Consider the following 18,732-nt stretch of genomic DNA (forward strand, 5'->3'; position numbering starts at 1 on the left):
CCGGCAAGGGCACCGTTTCACCCACCGAAACGCGCGTCTTGCCGAACCCGCCCCCGCCTGGTGACCTTCGCGGCTATGTCGACGCTCCCGCGGTACCGCCACTTCCTGCGCGACGAGCTCGGCGTCGTGCTGGTCCTGGCCGTGCTGGTCGGCGTCGTGGGGCTGGCGCACCCGGACTTCCTGCGCCCGGTCAACCTGCTGTCCACCGCGCAGAGCTCGGTCTACGTCGGCCTGATGGCCTGCGGCATGGTGTTCCCGCTGGCGATGCGCGAAGTCGACTTGTCGCTGGGCGGGCAGTACGCGCTCGGCATCGTGCTGGGCGCGGTGCTGATCCGCGACGGCTGGTCGCCGTGGCTCGCGCTGCCGGCGATCCTCGTGGTCGCGACCGCCCTCGGCTGCCTCAACGGCGTGCTCACGACGTACCTGCGGCTGCCGTCGTTCATCGTCACCCTCGCCGCCGCGCTGCTTTTCCGCGGCGCCGCGCTCGCGCTGGCCGACGGCAAGCAGATCGGCGGCATGCCGCTGGACCACGCGTTCTTCAGCGTGCTCGGCGGCGACGTCGCCGGCGTCCCGACGTCGGTCTGGGTGCTGCTGGCCGCGACGATCGTGCTCACGGTGGTGTTCACCCGGACCCGGTTCGGGGCGCGGGTGCGGGCGGTCGGGTCCAACCCGGACGCCGCGGAGTTCAGCGGCCTGCCGATCGCCCGGACGCGGATCGCCGCGCTCGGCCTGTCCGGCTTCATGGGCGGCGTCGCGGCCGTGCTCGGGCTGGCGTTCTTCACCGCGGGCGACCCGACCGTCGGCAACGGCTACGAGCTGACCGCGATCGCCGCGTGCATCATCGGCGGCACCCCGCTCGCCGGCGGCCGCGGCTCGGTGCCGGGCGCGGTGCTCGGCAACCTCATCCTCACCACCGTCGCGGCCAGCCTGGTGTTCCTGCAGGTGCCGATCAACTGGACGACGTTCGCCACCGGCGCGGTGATCCTGGTCGCCGTCGCCTTCGACAGCGTGCTGCGCCGCACGCGCGGCCGGTCCACTAGGAGATCCCGTGAAACGCATCCCGATCCTGGCCCTGATCGCGTGCCTGACCGCGACCGCGTGCGGTAGTTCCGGCGGAGGCGGCGGGAACCTCAGGATGGGCATCGCCGTCGCCAACATCAGCCTCAACTTCGCCCACGAGATGGTCGAAGGCGCGGAAACCGCGGCGCAGCACGAAGGCGGCGTCGACTTCAAGGCCGTCGGGCCGCCCAACACCGACGGCCCGGCCGAGCAGCAGCTGTTCACCAACCTCACGCAGACCAACCCGGACGGCGTGGTGCTGGAGAACCTCGACCCGCCGATCTTCACCCGCCCGGCCGCGACCGCGATCGACCGCGGTGTCCCGGTGGTCGCGCTGGACACCGCGCCCACCGACGGCAGCAAGATCACGTTCTACGTCGGCAACGACAACTATGACCTCGGCGTCCAGCTCGCCTCGGAACTGCTGAAACGGTTGCCCACCAACCCATCCGGCACGGTCGTGGTCGGCGTGCCGAACCCGGGGACGCCGGTGCTGGACAGCCGCGCGCGCGGCATCAAGGAGACCTTGGCCGCGAAAGCGCCGGGGATCACCGTGCTGGGTCCGTTCCAGACCTACAGCGACCCCAACCAGAACTACGGCGCCTGGGCCGCGTTGGTGCACGCGAACCCGGGCGCGCTCGCGTTCCTCGGCGTCGGCGACGCCGACAGCTACGACCTCGCAAAGATCAAACAGACGGAGAACGGCAAGTACCTCGTCGCGGGCGCCGACGTCGACGCGAAGACGTTGCAGGGCGTCAAGGACGGCCTCGACTTCGTCACCATCGACCCCGAGCACTTCCTCAAGGGGTACGTCGTGACGGCGCTGCTGATCCGGTCGGTGAAGGAGAAGAAGCCGTTGCCGCAGGGGTGGTTGCGGATGCCGGGGCTGGTCGTGGACTCGTCGAACATCGACGCGGTCATCAAGCGCCAGACGTCGCCGCAGGCCGCGTACGACTTCTACAAGCCGGAGATCGACCGCATCCTGGCGAACCCCGCCGCGTTGGTCCGTCCCCTGGCCGAGGCGCGCTGACGTGCTGCACGCCCACGGGCTGACCCGTCACTACGGCGGTGTCACCGCACTGTCCGAAGTGGATATCTCGGTGGCGCCGGGCGAAGTGCACGCCGTGGTGGGGGAGAACGGCGCGGGCAAGTCGACGCTCGTGAAGATCCTGTCCGGTGTGGAGCGTCCGGACGCGGGCACGCTGTCGCGGCCGGACCGGATCGCTTCGGTGGCGCAGGAGCTGACGGTGTTCCCCGACCTGACGGTGGCGGAGAACCTGTTCCCGCTCGCCCCGCCGCGGCGCGGTTTGCTGGTCAGCCGGCGGCGGATGGCCCAGCTCGCTTCGCCGGTGCTGGCGGAGCTGGGCTTGGCCGTCCCGCTCGGGGCCCGGGCGGGGTCGCTGTCGCTGGCCGACCAGCAGCTGCTGGAGATCGGCCGGGCGTTGCTGCGGGAGCCGTCGGTACTGATCCTGGACGAGCCGACATCGGCGTTGCCCGCCGACGCCGTCGAGCGGTTGACGGGAGTGCTGCGCCGGCTGGTTTCGCGGGGAGTGGCGGTGCTGTACGTGTCGCACTTCCTGGAGGAGGTGCTGCGGATCGCGTCCCGGGTGACGGTGCTGCGCGACGGCCGCGCGGTGCTCGCCGGGGTGGCCGCGGAGTCGGTGGACCTCGCCAGCGTGGTGACGGCGATGCTCGGCGACCGCGCGCTCGCCCCGCCGATCCAGCGTCGGTTTTCCCACGAAGGCCCCCCGGCGCTCGTGGTCGACGCTCGTCGAGCCAGGTGGTCACCGTGCCTCGCTGCCAGGCGATGCGGGTACGCACCGGCGCCGGATCGGACGGGATCGGCGGCGGCACGTTGATCTTCGTGACGGCTCTCGACCGCACGCCGAAGGACTGGGCCGCCCAGAGGATCTCGTGGTAGGAGATCCGCTCGCCGGCCCCTTCGGCGGGCAGCTCTTCGAGCGTCGCGAGGTACTGGCTGCCTTCCCGGTTGATCACGTTCCCGTACGTTGCGAACACCTTCATCATGTTGGCGGCGCCCACGGTCGGCTCGTCGACGAAGATGGCCCCGGCGTTCGCCCCGTCCGAAAGGCGTTCGGCCCGGTCGGCGACCGGTCCGATGTAGTCGGTGCCGGCGCTCCACGGGAACTCGACGGCCCGTCCGGTCGCCACCCCGATCGCGCAGTTGCACCGGTAGCTGTTCTCCCGCTGCGCTTCGGTGATCCGTTCCTGGACGACGATGGCGGCGTTGATCGCCTCGGCCGCGCGGTCGATGGGGAAGGCCGCGACGACCCCGTCGTTCAGGTACTTGCTGATGGCGCCGCCCTGGCGCTCGACCGCTTCGCCGACCTGGTCGAAGAACCAGGCGATCGTCGGCAGCCAGCTGACGTCTCCGGTCCGGGTCTTCAGGGTCACCGCGTCCGTCAGGGTCACGTGCATGACGACCTTCTGCGTCCACATCGGGTTCGTGAACTGCTCACGCAAGGATTCCATTTTCCACACCATCTCTTCCGATGATTCGTCCCGGGCTCTTTGCCCGGTGTGAACTCATCGTGGCCCGGGAAACCCTTCGCCCGCTGTCCGCAAAAACCCGGACACGTCAGCCGGCCGAGGGAACGTGAACCTCCACGCAGGTGGCTTCCGGTTCGTCTTCGACTTCGGCGCCGGACACGGTCGCGCGGAGCCGCTCGGCCCGTCGCGGGTCGCCGGGGACGCAGACCAGGCTGATCGTCGTCCGATCCCGTTCGGGGTGCAGGCTCAAGATCAGTTCGCGCGGGGCGTCCGGCGTGCTCAACGCCGAGTCGAGCAGATCGCGGACCACGACCGGCGGCTCCATCGTCTCGGTGTCGGCTTGGATGGTCACGACGCAGCCGCTCAACCGGGCGGTCTCGAGCCGTCGCCTGCTTGCCGTGTCCAGTACGCCAGGGATGTGCAGCTCGTCCCGTGCCATCCACTCGAGCGCGCGGGCGCGGTTCCGCACGGCTCCGGGATCGGTGGCGAGCCGGCCACCGGCCGCGACCTCGCGGAGGAAAGGCAGGATTTCCCGACCTATCTCGTCGATGCGGCGTGACCGCAGGGCGAGCCTGCTGTCTCGAGCCGCTGCCGAGCTGGCGATCTCCGTGCGTTCCGCGCCCGCTTCGAGCACCACCTTGCCGAGGCGGGCGATCGTGCTCGTGATGACCGCGCCCGAGACGAGGCAGAGCGTCGACGACATGGCGGAAGGCAGCGCCTCGGCCCAAGACCGCGTGTGCAGGCTTCCGTTGACCACCAGCACGGTCAGGGTGACTTGCTGTACCAGCAGGGTGGCTACGGCTTCCCAGCGCAGTCCCATGGTGAACAGGACGACCAGGATCGGCCCGATGGCGCCGACCGGCCAGGACACGTAGGTCTGGATGCTGTCCGCCGGGATGACCAGCAGGGCCCAGACCGCGCCCGCCCCCGTCCACACCGCCGCGAGCCGGCCCCAGAGCCGGTGTATCGGGCGGTGAGCGCGGAAGATGAGCAACGTCGTCGCCACGGCCATGATCCCGTACCACCCGGCGAGCCAGGACATCGACGGAGCCGCGTCGAGGTGGCGCACGACCGGGATGGACATGCTCAGCAGGTAGGGGAAGCACACCGCCGCCAAGGGACCGCGGACGTCGTCGACGGCCGCGTGCAGGCCTTGGATCCACGATCCCGTGGCCGGCTCGGCGTCGGCGGCAGCCGACCAAGACAGTTCCACGGTGGTGCCCCGGCCGGGTTCGGACATCACCTTCGCGGTCCCACCGATTTCCGTCATCCGCCCGGTCACGGAGTCCCGTAGCCCGACGGAGGTACCCCGGACGTCGGAAAGCCGGAACCCGGCGCCGTCGTCGGTGATGCGGACGGTGAACGCGTCTCCGTCGGCACTCAGCTCGATGGTCACCGATTCCGCGCGGGCGTGCCGCTCGACGTTGACCAAGGCCTGGCGCGCGGCGTCCGCCGTCGCCTGGGCGACGGGGGCCGGCACGGCCGGCGCCCCTTCGGCGACCAGCCTCAGCGCCAGCCCGGCGGGCGCCGGCAACGCTTTCAGCAGGTGCTCGAGGCTTTCTCCGTGCTCGGCCGCGAGTTCGGGTTCCCGGTCGGCTCGACGCGCGGCTTCCGCGCAGGCGGTGCGGACGCTCCGCTCGTCGATACCGACCGTGGCCACCGCGCGCAGCGCGGCCGAGACGTCGTCGTGGAGTACCCGCTGGAACTCCCGGTGAGCCGCTCGCCGAGCGCTCGCCCTCGCCTCGGTGATTCGAGCGTCGTGCAGGCTTTCCCGTGCGTCATCGGCGCGCGTTCCGGCCTCTCGCAGCACTTTGGTCACCGCGGCCGAGGCGACCGGTGCGGCGAGGATCGGCCACAGCCCTTCCACGGCGCTGTCGAAACCGCCCAGCCGGACGGCGACCAGTACGTGTACCGACGCCAGCGCGAAGCAGATCAGCCACGCCCGGGTCCTGGGGTGGAAGCCCGCAACCAGGATCACCGCCACCACGACCGGTGTGGGCCGCGCGGACAGGGGCAGCAGCGCCGGCGCGGGCGCCAGGTTCGCCAGCACGGTGACCGACGCCGCCGTCGACGCCACGATTCCGTCACCGCGGCCCAGCTGCAGTTTCCAGCTCCTGATCATGAGCAGGACGAGGTAGCCGAGAAAACCGCTGATGGCGACGAACGCCGCCACGTGGACTCTGCTCGCCACCGGCAGGAACGCCCCGAGCAGGGAGATCACGAGCATGACGATGAGGACGGCGAAGGCACGCTGAAGGCCGCGCTCGACGCTGTAGCGGTACGTTTCCGGCAACCGGCTCACCCGGCCGGCGGGTCGGGCGGGAGTTCGATGTAGCCGTCCTGGAGCGCGAAGGCCGCCAATTCGCCCGGGCTCGCGCTGGCGTTCCGGGCTTTCGCGTACTTCTCGTCCACCCGCTTGAGGTACGTCGGCAGTGTCTTCTCACTGATGCCCAGCTGTTTCGCGATCAACCTTCGCGGCATGCCCTTCGCGATCAGGGTGAGCACTTCCCGTTCGCGTGCGGCCAATCGCACGACGGCTCGCGGGTCGGTGACGATGGCGTGCGCGAGCCTGCTCGAATAGGACTTCCGGCCTTCGGCGGCGTCGCGGATCGAGTCGACCACGCGCTCCTCCGGGTCCCCCTTCAGCACAAGACCGAGTGCGCCCGCATCGAGTGCTTCCCGGACGATCCCCGGCCGGGAGTCGGACGTGTAGATGACGACTTCGGCCCCCGCGGACCGGATCCGCCGGACGTTCTCGGTGACATCGCGCTCATCGGGGAGGAGCAGATCGAGGAGCACCACCGAAACGGTGACCGGGCTCGCGAGCATCGCCGAAACGGCCGGGTACACCGCGCACAGGTCGATGTCGTCCGCGTGCTCCGACAAGTACGCCTGCAGCCCGCGGAGGATCAACGGATGGTCGTCGACGGCGGCTACGCTGATCACGCTGTCTCCTTCGCGAGTGAGCGAAGGAGAGGTCGCTGCGGCCGGCCGGGCTGTTACGCGAACCGGGCCGGGAGCTTTCCGCTCCCGGCCCGGTCGCCGATCAGGTCAAACTCGAACAGGGTCTCGCATCAGGATCTTTCGCCCCGTTGGGTACCCAGCGCACGTTCGCGAACGACGCCTGGAACGCGGCGTCGGTGTACACCAGGAACGGCGTGTTGATGTGCTCGAAGTCCAGCCCGTTGTTGAAGCAGGACAACGGGATCTTGACCGTCGTCTTCGGGCCGCCCGCCAGGTCGGTGAACAGCTTCGTCGCGTTCACCTCCGAGAAGCACGGGTAGACGCAGTGCATGCTGATCACCGTCCGGTTGACCGGTGCCTGCTGCACGGTCGTGTCGAACTCCAGCGCCCCGTCCGCGTTCAGGTAGCTGCGCAGGTCGTTCGTGCCCGCCGTGTTCTGCATGTAGAGCTGAGCCGCTCCGGCACCCGTCCAGGTCGCCTTCAGGCCGTCGCCCTGCACGTTGACGTCCGTCGGGACCGTGTTGATCTCCGGGTGCGAGGCCGTGCCGTCCGGGCCGATCACGGTGCCGCCCCAGTTCGAAGCCGAGCCGATCTGACTGGTGTACGGCGCGACATCGGTGCGGTCGTAGATCGACAGGTCCTCGGTCGCCGTCCCGCCGCCGCCGGTCGTGCCGCAGGCCGCGGGGCCCGGGGTCTCGTCCAGCTGGCCGATCGTGACGCGCTGGCCGCTCTTCAGGCCGTAGCCCAGCTTGAACAGCGGGTCGTAGTCCGGAGACCACGGGTTGAGCGGCGACTGGCACGCGCTCTTCGGCCACGAGTACGACAGCGTGCCCTGGTAGCCCGTGCCGTCCTTGCCCTTGACCAGCATGTCGGCGACGCCGCCGCCCTCGGTGCCGGGCAGCCAGGCCGCCACGAACGCGTCGGAGCGGTTGATCTCCTTGTTCATGTACAGCGGGCGGCCGCCGACGTACACGGTGACGACCGGGGTGCCCTTGCCGCTGACCTTGTCCAGCACGGCCAGGTCCTCGGGGTAGAGCTTCGACGCCTCGAGGGTCTTGCGGGTCAGGTCGCCGACGCCCTCGGCGTACGGCGTCTCGCCGATGACCGCGATGACGGCGTCGTAACCGGCCGGGTCGACGTTGCCGGTGGCGTCGAACGTGACGTTCTCGGCGCCGAGGTCCTCCTTGATCCCGGTCAGGATCGAGGTGGCGTTGGGGAAGTCGGCGTTGGTGTTGCCGGTGCCCTGCCAGCTCAGCGTCCAGCCGCCGGTCTGGTTCTGGATGTTGTCGGCGCTCTTGCCGACCACCAGGACCTTCGACTTCGGCTTCAGCGGCAGCACGTTGCCGTTGTTCTTCAGCAGCGTCTGCGACTCGCGCGCGGCGTCGCGGGCCAGCCAGTTGTCCTTCAGCGCCTCGTCGGAGTTCGCGTAGGAGCGGTCGGACGGCTTCTGCGACTCGAAGAGGCCGTCGCGGATCTTGACGCGCAGGATGCGGGTGACGGCGTCGTCGATGCGCGCCATCGGGATCTGGCCGCTCTGGACCTGGGCGATCGTGTTGGTGATGAACGCCTTCCAGTCGGCGGGCACCATCACGATGTCGATGCCGGCGTTGATCGCCTGCGGGCACGAGGAGTTCGTGCAGCCGGTGACCTGGCCGATGCCGTTCCAGTCGGACACGACGAGGCCGTCGAAGCCCATCTTGCCCTTGAGGATCTGGTTCAGCGCCTTGTCGCTGCCGTGCAGCTTGCCCTCGTTGATGCCGAGGTCGGCGTTGGTCCAGCTGTTGAACGACACCATGACGGTCTGGGTGCCGGCGGCGAGCGCGCCGTAGTAGCCCTGGCCGTGGATGTTGATCATGTCCGCTTCGGACGACGGGTTGACGCCCTGGTCCTGGCCCTTGATGGTGCCGCCGTCACCGATGAAGTGCTTGGCGGTGGCGATGACGCCGTTGTAGCCGATGCGCTTGGTGGCGCCGTCCTGGAGGCCGTTGATGGCCTCGAAGCCGTAGGAGCGCGTGATGCGCGGGTCCTCGGAGAAGCCTTCGTAGGTGCGGCCCCAGCGGTCGTCCTGCACGACGGCGAGGGTGGGCGAGAAGGCCCAGTCCTGGCCGGTGGCGCGGATCTGCCGGGCGGTCGCGCCGGCGACGTCGCGGACCAGGCACGGGTCGTGCGCGGCGCCGAGCCCGATGTTGTGGGGGAACACGGTGGCGCCGTAGACGTTGTTGTTGCCGTGCACCGCGTCGATGCCCCAGATGACGGGGATCTTGGTGCGGCTGGTCTTGGAGGCGTTCCAGTAGGCGTCGGCGAGGTTCAGCCAGTCCTGCTGGGTGGCGTGCTTGTTGCCGCCGGGCCACGCGCCGCCGCCGTTGAGGACGGAGCCGATGGCGTACTGCTTGACCTCGTCGGGGGTGATCGAGGTGATCTCGGGCTGCGTCATCTGCCCGACCTTCTCCTCGAGGGTCATGCCCGCGAGGATCTTGGCGATGCGCGCCTCGTCGTCGGCCTTGCCCTTGAACCGGCTGTCGACCTTCGGCCAGTCGGCGAGGGTGGGCAGGCTGCTCTCGATCTTGGCGCAGCCGTCCTTGTCCTTGGCGGGCTGGCCGATGACGGGCTGAGCGGGTGCGTCTGCTTGAGCCGGCGTCGCCTGGGCGATCCCGCCCAGCAGGCTCAGGCTCATCAAGGTGACGAGCGAACTTCGGCGCGCACGGACCCACGCGCGGGATCTTCTGGCCATGGTCTGGTCCATTCTGCGATGAACGGCGGACCGGCCGATCCTCACCGGGCGAGCGGGCGGCGTCAATAGGTTTCGAGCTAGTTATTTCTCGACATAAAATAAGAGTCGCCCGGCGACGGGGTCACCTGGTGTCCTGCTTAGCCGGTGCGGGTGGTGAAAGACAAGGGTGCTTGCGGGCAACGGTTTTGCCCGCTCGTCGGAGGTCGCGCTTGAGCCGTTCGGCTCAGCCGAGCACCGAGCCCGGCAGTTCCTCGAAGATCAACCAAGTCCGCGTGGACCGCACCCCCTCCAAGGCCTGCAGCCGCTCCAGGACCACGTCCCGCAGCGTCTGGTTGTCCGGCGTCCGCACCAGCAGCAGGATGTCGAAGTCCCCGCCGACCAGCGCCACGTGGTCGACGTACGGGATCTCGTGCAGGTCCGTGGCCATCGTCCGCCACGACGTCTGCTCCACCGTCACCATGATGTACGCCGACGTGCCCAGACCGGCCCGGCGCGGGTCGATGCGTGCGCCGAACCCCGTGATCACCCCCTCGGCCATCAACCGCTCCAAGCGCGCGTACGCGTTCGTGCGCGAAATGTGCAGCTTCTCCGCCAACGCCCGGACCGCCAGCCGGCCGTCCGCGGACAGCTCCGCCAGCATGGCGCGGTCGACCTCGTCCAAGGCCGGGGCCGTTCGTCCCGGACGGCCGCCGTGAGCCAGCGCGCCGATGGACGTTTGGTCACCAGGGACCCCGTCGAGAGACCGTTTGTCGCTCATTCGGCCAACACCTTGAACACTCGACCAGCAGGAACCACCATTCGAGCATCATATGTCTGCGAGAGGTGGTGCCCGTGGAAACCCTGCTGCCCTCCGCGTCCCCCGTGCGGTTCGTCGCCGAGGACGGGGCTCGCGTCGACCAGCACGGCGGCTACCCCGAGCCCGCGACGGACCGCCTGAAGGCCGCCTACCGGCTGATGGTCCTGGGCCGCCGGTTCGACGTCCAGGCGACCGCCCTCACCAAGCAGGGCCGCCTCGCCGTCTACCCCTCCAGCGCCGGCCAGGAGGCCTGCCAGGTCGCCGCCGCGCTCGCGCTCCGGACCCAGGACTGGCTCTTCCCGACCTACCGCGACTCCGTCGCCCTCGTCGCGCGCGGCCTGAACCCCGGCGAAGTCCTGACGCTGCTTCGCGGCGACGCGCACTGCGGCTACAACCCCGTCGAGACGCGCGTAGCGCCCCAGTGCACTCCGCTCGCGACGCAGACCCTGCACGCCGCCGGTCTCGCGCACGCCATGCAGCGACGCGGTGAGGACGCCGTCGCGCTCGCACTGATCGGGGACGGCGCCACCAGCGAAGGCGACTTCCACGAAGCCCTCAACTTCGCCGCCGTCTTCAAGGCGCCCGTCGTGTTCTTCGTGCAGAACAACCGCTACGCCATCTCCGTCCCCTTCGAGAAGCAGAGCGCCGCACCCGCCCTCGCGTACAAGGGGATCGGCTACGGCATGCGCTCGGAGCAGGTCGACGGCAACGACGCCGTCGCGGTCCTCGCCGTCCTCGACGACGCCGTCAAGCACGCCCGCGAGGGCAGGGGCCCGGTGCTCGTCGAGGCCCACACCTACCGCATCGACGCCCACACCAACGCCGACGACGCCACCCGCTACCGCGACGCGGACGAAGTCGCGAAGTGGCGCGAAGCGGACCCGCTCAAGCGCCTCGAGACCTACCTCGGGGACGCCCTCACCCAGGACGAAGCCACGCAGTACCAGAACGAAGCCGAGGAGTTCGCCCAGTCCGTCCGCGACACCCTCAACGCCGACACCGAGCTCGACCCGATGTCGCTGTTCGACCACGTCTACGCCGAGCCGACCCGCCACCTCGAAGCCCAGCGGGCCGCCCTGCAAGCCGAACTGGAGGCCTGATGACGACCACGATGGCGCAGGCGCTCAACGCGGCCCTGCGGGACGCGCTCAAGGACGACGACCGCGTCCTCGTCTTCGGCGAGGACGTCGGCACGCTCGGCGGTGTCTTCCGGGTCACCGACGGCATCACCGCCGACTTCGGCGAGGACCGCTGCTTCGACACGCCGCTGGCGGAGTCGGGCATCGTCGGGTTCGCCGTCGGGATGGCGATGGGCGGGTTCCGCCCGGTCGTCGAGATGCAGTTCGACGCCTTCGCCTACCCGGCGTTCGAGCAGATCACCTCGCACGTCGCGAAGCTGCGCAACCGCACCCGCGGCGCGCTGGAACTGCCGATGGTCATCCGGATCCCCTACGCCGGCGGCATCGGCGGCGTCGAGCACCACTGCGACTCCAGCGAGGTCTACTACACGCACACGCCGGGCCTGCGCGTCGTCACGCCGGGCACCGCGCAGGACGCCTACGACCTGCTGCGCGACGCCATCGAGTCGCCGGACCCGGTCGTCTTCCTCGAGCCGAAGGCCCGCTACTGGTCGGGTGAAGAAGTCACCTTCACCCGCACCGGCCCGGCCATGGACCAGGCCGTGGTGCGGCGCCAAGGCAAGGACGTCACGCTCATCGCGTACGGCCCGATGGTCGCGACCGCCTTGGAGACCGCCGAAGCCGCGAAGGACGAGGGCTGGGACGTCGAGGTCGTCGACCTGCGTTCCTTGAGCCCGTTCGACGACGAGACCGTGACGGCGTCCGTGCGCCGCACCGGCCGGGCCGTCGTGGTCCACGAGGCCGCCGGCTTCGGCGGCTACGGCGCCGAGGTCGTCGCGCGCGTCACCGAGCAGTGCTTCCACCAGCTGCACGCGCCCGTGCTGCGCGTGACCGGCCTCGACATCCCGTACCCGGCGCCGAAGCTGGAGCGGCACACGCTGCCCGACGTCGACCGGATCCTCGACACGATCGCGCGCCTGCAGTGGCACGACACGCCGGTGGTGGCCGGTGCCTGACTTCCTGCTGCCCGACCTCGGCGAAGGCCTGACCGAGGCGGCGATCCTGAACTGGCACGTGAACGTCGGCGACACGGTCAAGGTCGACCAGATCGTCGTCGAGGTCGAGACGGCGAAGGCCGCGGTCGAGGTGCCCGTGCCGTTCGCGGGTGTGGTGTCGGCGCTGCACGGCGAGCCGGGGCAGCTGCTGCCGGTCGGCGCGCCGCTGCTGTCCGTCGGCGGATTCGCCGAGCCCGGCGTGACGACGTCGTCCGGCAGCGGGAACGTCCTCATCGGGTACGGCACCGCGCCGACGACCCGCCGCAAGCGTGCCCGCCGCGTCGAGGCGCCCGCGCCGAAGGCCAAGGCGCCCGGCGTGATCTCGCCGTTCGTCCGGAAACTGGCCGCCGACAACGGGATCGACCTCGCGAAGGTCCCCGCGACCGGCGCGGACGGCATCATCCGCCGCGCCGACGTCGAGGCCGTGCTCAAGAAGCCGGTCGCGAAGGGCAGGCGGATCCCGCTGACCGGGGTGCGCAAGGCCGTCGCGGACAAGCTGACGACCTCCCGGCGCGAAATCCCCGAGGCCACGGTCTGGGTGGACGTCGACGCGACCGAGCTGGTCGCCGCCCGCGCGGCCCTCAACGCGAAGGCCGACCGGCCGGTCAGCCTGCTCGGGCTGATCGCGCGGTTCGCCGTCGCGGGGCTGCGCAAGTTCCCGGAGCTGAACTCGCGCGTCGAGGGCGACGAGATCGTGCTGCTCGACGAGATCCACCTCGGGTTCGCCGCGCAGACCGACCGCGGGCTCGTCGTGCCGGTCGTGCGGGACGCGGGGGCGCTGTCGACGCGGGACCTGTCGGCGGCGATCGGCGACCGCGCCCGCACCGCGCGGGACGGCAAGCTCGCGCCCGCGGACCTCACCGGCGGCACGTTCACCGTCAACAACTACGGCGTCTTCGGCGTCGACGGCTCCGCGGCGATCATCAACCACCCCGAGGCCGCGATCCTCGGTATCGGCCGGATCATCGACCGGCCGTGGGTGGTCGACGGCGCGCTGGGCGTGCGCAAGGTGTGCGAGCTGACGCTGGCGTTCGACCACCGCGTCTGCGACGGCGGCACGGCCGGCGGGTTCCTGCGGTTCGTCGCCGACTGCGTGGAGTCGCCGGTCACCGCCCTCGGTGATTTGTAGACGCACCGGCCGCATTGGCCGGTGGTGACGGCCGTGGCACTTACAGTGTTCGCGTGACGACTCCAGCCCAGCACGACCGGGACCAGGCGGAAGCCCGCGTGGGCCGGCTCAAGCAGGACCTGCGGGCCGGCCTGGCGACCCCGCCCGCCGACGTCGAGGCGATGGACGAGCTCGTCGCGACGGCGCACCGGCTGCTCGACGCCGAGGTGGCGTTCGACGAGGCGAAGCACCGGCTCGCGAACGCCGAGCTCGAGTCGCGGCACGCGGCGACGCAGCGCGCGGTCGTGTACTACGCGGCCGCGCCGGTGCTGGTGCCGCTGGTCGCCGCGGCGCTGGTGCTGTTCGACGTGCTGTCGCCGGGGTGGCTGTTCGCGCTGGTGCCGCTGTTCGCGGCCGGGCTGTGGATCGGCTTCGGGCCGGTCCGGCGCGTCGGCGACGTCATCCGCGAACGGACTCGCGCGGCGTGGGCGGGCAGTGCGACGGCCGGGCTGCTGGTCCTCGCGCTGGTCCCGTGGTCCGGGGCGGTGGTCTGCACGGTCCTGACGGCGCTGGGCGTCGCGGCCACGTGCGGGCTGCTGTGGCGGGAAAGCCGGATCCCGTGAGCCACGGCTACGCGACTTACGGCGACGACCCCGAGTTCTCGGTCGGCTACGAAGAGCCCGTCGACCCGACGCGGCGCGACCTCGACGAGCTGTTCGCGGCGGTCGACGGGCTGCGCGCGGCCGTCGAGGAGACCGACGACCGCCTGCGCCAGGACGTCGCCGACCTGACCGAGCGCCTCGAGACCGGCGGCGCGCAGCGGCAGGAGGACCGGCTCGACCTGCTCGGCCGGCGCCTGGACCGGCTGCAGCAGCAGGTCCAGGCCCTGGAGCGCGCGGTCCGCGTGTCGGACGGGGTGCCGCAGGTGAACCTCGACGACGTCGGCGCGGAGACCCGCGCGCTGGCGGCGGAGGCGGCGCGCTGGGACGACCTGCACAAGGAGCTCGTCACGAAGGAGCAGCGCGCGCGGTACTCCGACGAGATCTCGCGGCTTTCGTCGGTGCAGGCGGCGTTGTCCCGTTGCGACGCCGACCTGCTGGAGGTGATGGGGGTCCTGGCGTCGACGGATCGCGCTTCGCGGGCGCGGGGGGACGCGGAGTCGTCGTTGCGGGCGTTGTCGACGCGGCGCCGGACGTTGCTGGACGAGGAGATCCCGGCGGCGGTCGCGGCGGCGGACCAGGCTCGGCTGGCGTTGCGGGAAGCGGACGCGGTCGAGGCCCGGGTGGTCCCGCAGCTGGAGCGGGCCGAGCGCGCGTGGCACGACCTGCAGGTGCGGTTGCGGACGCGGATCACGGACGCGTTGGGCTCGAACGCGTTGCTGCCGACGTGGTTCGGTCACGCGCTGGGGGTGGCCCCGCCGGCCGGTGCATCGGCTGACGCGTGGATCCGCACGGCGGCGTCGGTGCTGGCGTACCGGGTGACGTTCGGGGTGGTGGATCCGGCGCTGCCGCTGGGCCCGCCGGCGCCGGAGGACGCGGACACGACCGAGCGGCGGTGGACCTGGCGGGCGCGCCTGGAGTCGGATCTCGACGACCTCTCGCTGTAGGCGTTCAGCCGCGCAGCGCCGACTCCAGCTGCCGGTGCAGGTCGCCCGCGCGGGTGCGGCCCGGCTTGCCCTCCGGGAACCTCCGCAGGATCTCGCCCACCTCGCGCGGCGCGTGTTCGAGAGCCCACCGGATCTCCGCCTCCGCCGAATCACCCGCCAGTTCGCGGGCCAACGCCGCCTGCTGCGCGGGGCCGACGATGTGCTTCACCTGGTGCGGCGACTCCAGCGGGTGCAGGTAAGCCGCCCCCGCCGCACCCACCGCCGCACGAGCAGCCGCCGCGGCCGCCGGGTCCGAAGTCTTGCTCGCCGCCAACGCCTCCCACGCCGCCGTGCGCAAGGCGCGCGTTCGCGGACCTCCCGCAGCGAACTCCCGCGCCGCCGCGATCGCCGCCGCCGGGCGCGGATCCGGCACCAGCGGCAGCACCCGCTCCGCGCAGTCGGCCGCCCAGCCCGTCAGGGCCCGCAGTTCGTCGAGAGTCAGCTCCATGTGGGTGAAGCGTATCTTTGAAACCCCGGTTGAGACTTTCAGACGACCGCCGGGCGGCGAAGGGGCCGCCGCAACCGGTTGAACAGCTTCGCGTTGTTCAACGCGAACACCCCCACCGTCTCCCCGTCCCGCTGCCACACCGCCGCGAACGACGACGAAGCCGGATCACCGTCGACGAAGGAAAGCGTGTCGGTCGGCAACGGGTGCCCGGCCAGCTGCAACGTCCCCGAATACTGGTCCGACCACACGTACCCGCTGGGCGTGTACGTCCGCGCGGTGTGGCCGGCCAGCAGGTTCGCCACCGCGACCGGCGCCTGCTCGGACGCGTTCGTCCAGTGCTCGTGGCGCCGGCCGGCGAACCGGGCCACGTCGCCCACGGCCACCACCGAAGGCAGCGACGTCACCAGTCCCGCGTCCGTGTGGACGCCGTCGCCGACCTTCAACCCCGAGCCCGCCAGCCACTCCGTCTCCGGGATCATCCCGACGCCCGTCACGACCACGTCGGCCGGCACCGACGAACCGTCGGAGAGCGAGACGCCGGCCGGGGACAGCCCCGAAACCCGGACCCCGCACCGCAGGTCCGTGCCGTGGTCGCGGTGCAGCCGGGCGCACACCGCGGCCAGCTCGGGGCCCAGCACCGGCGCCAGAGGAGCGTCCAACGCCTCCAGGACGACCACGTCCAGACCCAGCGAACGGCACGTCGAAGCCACCTCGGCCCCGATGAACCCGGCCCCGACGACGGCCACCCGCACCCCGGGCACCAGAGCCGCGCGCAGAGCGAGCGCGTCGTCGAGCGTCCGCAACACGAACGCGCCCTCGAACCCCGGCAGGGTGCGGGCCCGGCCGCCGGTCGCGATCACGACGCCGTCCGCGTGCACCGAACCGCCGTCGGACAGCAGCACTCGACGTGCCGCGGGCTCCAACGCCGTCGCCCGCACACCGAGCCGGAAGTCCAACGCCAGCGAAGCGAGGTCCCCGGCGTCGAGCAGCTCCAGTGAAGCCGCGGAAGCCGTCCCGGCGAGGAAACCCTTCGACAGCGGCGGCCGGTCGTACGGCAAATGGGCCTCGGAACCGATCAGCACGATCCCGCCGTCGTACCCCTGCGCGCGCAGCTCCTGCGCCGCGCGGACCCCGGCGAGCGACGCGCCGACGACCGCGATGCGCCTCACGCCGCGTCCTCGCCGGCCAGGTCCTGGACGTAGACGACGCCGTCGGCGACCGACACGGCGTACGTGCGCACCGGGTCCTTCGCCGGCAGGCAGGTGGGCATGCCCGTGCGCAGGTCGAACAGCGCCGCGTGCAGCGGGCACTCGACGAAGCAGCCTTCGAGCCAGCCGTCGGCCAGGGAGGCGTCCTGGTGGGTGCACGTGTCGCCGATGGCGTACAGCTCGCCCTCCTCGGTGTGGAACACCGCGATGGCGGGCGGTCCGGGGATCCGGACGGACTCACCGGGGGGCAGCTCGTCCACCGTGCACGCGCGAATCATGAGTCCTCCGAATGTGTTGCGCATGGGGGAACATCAACTGTGATACGCAACAAAGTCTGAGTCCCGTGGCGGACGTCGTCAAGGGGGTACGCCCCGGTAGTTTCCGTTGTCCGGTAACGACGATTTCCGGGCACGCCGAAGGCGCCCGTACCGGGGATGGCGGTACGGGCGCGCGACGACGTCGGGGCTAGTTCTCGCCGTGCCGGTAGAACGGCGTCTTGATCGGGGCGAGCGGGGTGTTGCCGAGGATCAGGTCGGCGGCCTTCTCGGCGGTCATCATCACCGGCGCGTAGATGTTGCCGTTGGTGATGTAGGGCATCACTGACGCGTCGACCACGCGCAGGCCCTCGGTGCCGTGCACCCGCATGGTCTGCGGGTCGACGACGGACTTCTCGTCCACGCCCATCTTGGCCGTGCACGACGGGTGCAGCGCGGTCTCGGCGTCCTTGGCGACCCAGTCGAGGATCTCCTCGTCGGTCTCCACCGACGGCCCCGGCGAGATCTCCCCGTCGTTGTACGGGTCGAGCGCGGGCTGGTTGAGGATCTTCCGCGCCACCCGCACCGCTTCGACCCACTCCTTGCGGTCGGTCTCGGTCGACAGGTAGTTGAACTTGATCGCCGGGTGCCGCCGCGGATCGGTCGAGGTGATCTTCACCGAGCCGCGGGTGTCGGCGTACATCGGGCCGACGTGCACCTGGTACCCGTGGCCGCCCGTCGGCGACGAACCGTCGTAGCGGATCGCCACCGGCAGGAAGTGGAACATCAGGTTCGGGTACTTCACCTCGTCGTTCGACCGGACGAACCCGCCGCCCTCGAAGTGGTTGGTCGCGGCCGGCCCGGACCGCAGGAACAGCCACTGCGCGCCGATGTAGGGCCGCTTCCACTTCGCCAGCGACGGCTGCATCGACACCGGTTGCTTGCAGGCGTACTGGATGTACACCTCCAGGTGGTCCTGCAGGTTCTCGCCGACGCCCGGCAGGTCCTTGACGACGTCGATGCCGAGCTTCTCCAGCTCGGCCGCGTTCCCGACACCGGACAGCTGCAGCAGCTGCGGGCTGTTGATCGCGCCGCCGCAGAGGATGATCTCCTTGCCGTACACCTCACCCGGCGCGCCGCGGCCCTGCGCGTACTCGACGCCGACCGCGCGCGTGCCGTCGAAGAGGATCTGCGACACGAACGCGTGCGTCTTCACGGTCAGGTTGGGCCGGTCCAGCACCGGGTGCAGGTACGCACCCGCCGCGGACAGCCGCCGTCCTTTTCGGACGTTGCGGTCGAACGGCGCGAAGCCTTCCTGCCGGTAGCCGTTGACGTCGTCGGTGCGCGGGTAGCCCGCCTGCTCGGCGGCGTCGAAGAACGCCTGGAACAACGGGTTCGAGGCCGGGCCGCGCTCCAGTTCGAGCGGACCGTCGTGCCCGCGCCACTTCCCGTCCGGCGGGTCGGCGAGGCAGTTCTCCATCCGGTTGAAGTACGGCAGGCAGTGCGCGTAGTCCCAAGTGGACATCCCCGGGTCGGCGCCCCAGCGTTCGTAGTCCATCGGGTTGCCGCGCTGGAAGATCATCCCGTTGATGCTGGACGACCCGCCGAGCACCTTGCCGCGCGCGTGGTAGATGCGACGGCGGTTCATGTACGGCTCGGGTTCGCTGCGGTAGCCCCAGTCGTAGAACTTCGACCCGATCGGAAACGTCAGCGCGGCCGGCATGTGGATGAAGACGTCCCACTTGTAGTCCGACCGGCCCGCCTCCAGGACGAGGACCTTGTTCGCCGGGTCGGCCGAAAGCCGGTTCGCCAGCGCGCAGCCCGCCGAGCCACCGCCGACGATGACGAAGTCGTAGGTTCCGGAACTCATGGCG

General features: G+C 70.7%; 17 protein-coding genes. 9 read left to right on the plus strand and 8 right to left on the minus strand.

Going from position 1 to position 18,732, the window contains the following annotated elements:
- The first annotated feature begins 75 nt into the window (after window positions 1-75).
- From ACERZO_RS10530 to ACERZO_RS10545, 4 genes are read left to right on the plus strand one after another with little or no spacing between them, the layout of a single operon-like run.
- Window positions 76-1,107, plus strand: coding sequence for an ABC transporter permease (locus ACERZO_RS10530; protein WP_372664348.1), 1,032 nt, complete (start codon window positions 76-78; stop codon window positions 1,105-1,107).
- Window positions 1,049-2,089, plus strand: a complete 1,041-nt coding sequence (locus ACERZO_RS10535; protein ID WP_372664349.1) for a sugar ABC transporter substrate-binding protein — start codon at window positions 1,049-1,051, stop codon at window positions 2,087-2,089. Before ACERZO_RS10530 ends, ACERZO_RS10535 begins: the two co-directional genes overlap by 59 nt.
- Window position 2,090: 1 nt before the next feature.
- Window positions 2,091-2,918 carry an ATP-binding cassette domain-containing protein gene (locus ACERZO_RS10540; RefSeq protein ID WP_372664350.1) on the plus strand — a complete coding sequence of 276 codons (828 nt, stop codon included), beginning with the start codon at window positions 2,091-2,093 and terminating at the stop codon, window positions 2,916-2,918.
- Between the two features lie 55 nt (window positions 2,919-2,973).
- Window positions 2,974-3,576: a hypothetical protein gene (locus ACERZO_RS10545; RefSeq protein WP_372664351.1), complete on the plus strand. Its 603-nt coding sequence runs from the start codon at window positions 2,974-2,976 to the stop codon at window positions 3,574-3,576.
- A gap of 82 nt (window positions 3,577-3,658) precedes the next feature.
- Here the strand turns inward: ACERZO_RS10545 and ACERZO_RS10550 are convergent, their stop codons facing one another.
- The 4 genes from ACERZO_RS10550 to ACERZO_RS10565 form a co-directional block, all read right to left on the minus strand.
- On the minus strand, window positions 3,659-5,863 hold the full coding sequence (locus ACERZO_RS10550) for a sensor histidine kinase (protein ID WP_372664352.1): 2,205 nt from the start codon (window positions 5,861-5,863) through the stop codon (window positions 3,659-3,661).
- 5 nt (window positions 5,864-5,868) lie between these two features.
- The gene (locus ACERZO_RS10555; protein WP_372664353.1) at window positions 5,869-6,516 is read right to left on the minus strand and encodes a LuxR C-terminal-related transcriptional regulator; all 648 of its coding nucleotides are present in this window, start codon (window positions 6,514-6,516) and stop codon (window positions 5,869-5,871) included.
- A 100-nt stretch (window positions 6,517-6,616) separates the two neighbouring features.
- Window positions 6,617-9,208 (minus strand): glycoside hydrolase family 3 protein, encoded by a 2,592-nt coding sequence (locus tag ACERZO_RS10560; RefSeq protein WP_372664610.1) that lies wholly within the window; start codon window positions 9,206-9,208, stop codon window positions 6,617-6,619.
- A 280-nt stretch (window positions 9,209-9,488) separates the two neighbouring features.
- The gene (locus tag ACERZO_RS10565) at window positions 9,489-9,905 is read right to left on the minus strand and encodes an Lrp/AsnC family transcriptional regulator (protein ID WP_372664611.1); all 417 of its coding nucleotides are present in this window, start codon (window positions 9,903-9,905) and stop codon (window positions 9,489-9,491) included.
- A 185-nt stretch (window positions 9,906-10,090) separates the two neighbouring features.
- On the opposite strand from ACERZO_RS10565, the gene pdhA reads away from it, so the two are divergent.
- Genes pdhA through ACERZO_RS10590 form a run of 5 tightly spaced genes read left to right on the plus strand, consistent with a single transcriptional unit; the run spans window position 10,091 to window position 14,909 of the window.
- Window positions 10,091-11,161 carry a pyruvate dehydrogenase (acetyl-transferring) E1 component subunit alpha gene (gene pdhA / locus ACERZO_RS10570; protein ID WP_372664354.1) on the plus strand — a complete coding sequence of 357 codons (1,071 nt, stop codon included), beginning with the start codon at window positions 10,091-10,093 and terminating at the stop codon, window positions 11,159-11,161.
- Complete coding sequence (locus ACERZO_RS10575) at window positions 11,161-12,156, plus strand: alpha-ketoacid dehydrogenase subunit beta (protein WP_372664355.1); 996 nt, start codon at window positions 11,161-11,163, stop codon at window positions 12,154-12,156. The genes pdhA and ACERZO_RS10575 overlap by 1 nt, the downstream gene beginning before the upstream one ends.
- Complete coding sequence (locus ACERZO_RS10580) at window positions 12,149-13,324, plus strand: dihydrolipoamide acetyltransferase family protein (protein WP_372664356.1); 1,176 nt, start codon at window positions 12,149-12,151, stop codon at window positions 13,322-13,324. The genes ACERZO_RS10575 and ACERZO_RS10580 overlap by 8 nt, the downstream gene beginning before the upstream one ends.
- A gap of 53 nt (window positions 13,325-13,377) precedes the next feature.
- Window positions 13,378-13,926, plus strand: coding sequence for a hypothetical protein (locus ACERZO_RS10585; protein ID WP_372664357.1), 549 nt, complete (start codon window positions 13,378-13,380; stop codon window positions 13,924-13,926).
- A complete protein-coding gene (locus ACERZO_RS10590; protein ID WP_372664358.1) occupies window positions 13,923-14,909 on the plus strand; it encodes a hypothetical protein in 987 nt (328 codons plus the stop codon). Before ACERZO_RS10585 ends, ACERZO_RS10590 begins: the two co-directional genes overlap by 4 nt.
- A 4-nt stretch (window positions 14,910-14,913) precedes the next feature.
- Here ACERZO_RS10590 and ACERZO_RS10595 read toward each other — a convergent pair whose 3' ends face one another.
- From ACERZO_RS10595 to betA, 4 genes are all read right to left on the minus strand, one after another.
- Entirely contained in the window at window positions 14,914-15,396 is a 483-nt protein-coding gene (locus tag ACERZO_RS10595) for a putative immunity protein (RefSeq protein WP_372664359.1), read from the minus strand.
- Between the two features lie 38 nt (window positions 15,397-15,434).
- The gene (locus ACERZO_RS10600; protein ID WP_372664360.1) at window positions 15,435-16,565 is read right to left on the minus strand and encodes an NAD(P)/FAD-dependent oxidoreductase; all 1,131 of its coding nucleotides are present in this window, start codon (window positions 16,563-16,565) and stop codon (window positions 15,435-15,437) included.
- Entirely contained in the window at window positions 16,562-16,882 is a 321-nt protein-coding gene (locus ACERZO_RS10605; protein WP_372664361.1) for a bifunctional 3-phenylpropionate/cinnamic acid dioxygenase ferredoxin subunit, read from the minus strand. The genes ACERZO_RS10600 and ACERZO_RS10605 overlap by 4 nt, the downstream gene beginning before the upstream one ends.
- Window positions 16,883-17,069: 187 nt before the next feature.
- Window positions 17,070-18,728, minus strand: coding sequence for a choline dehydrogenase (gene betA, locus ACERZO_RS10610; protein WP_372664362.1), 1,659 nt, complete (start codon window positions 18,726-18,728; stop codon window positions 17,070-17,072).
- Window positions 18,729-18,732 lie beyond the last annotated feature (4 nt).

This window comes from Amycolatopsis kentuckyensis (assembly GCF_041679295.1).
GTDB lineage: Bacteria > Actinomycetota > Actinomycetes > Mycobacteriales > Pseudonocardiaceae > Amycolatopsis > Amycolatopsis kentuckyensis_A.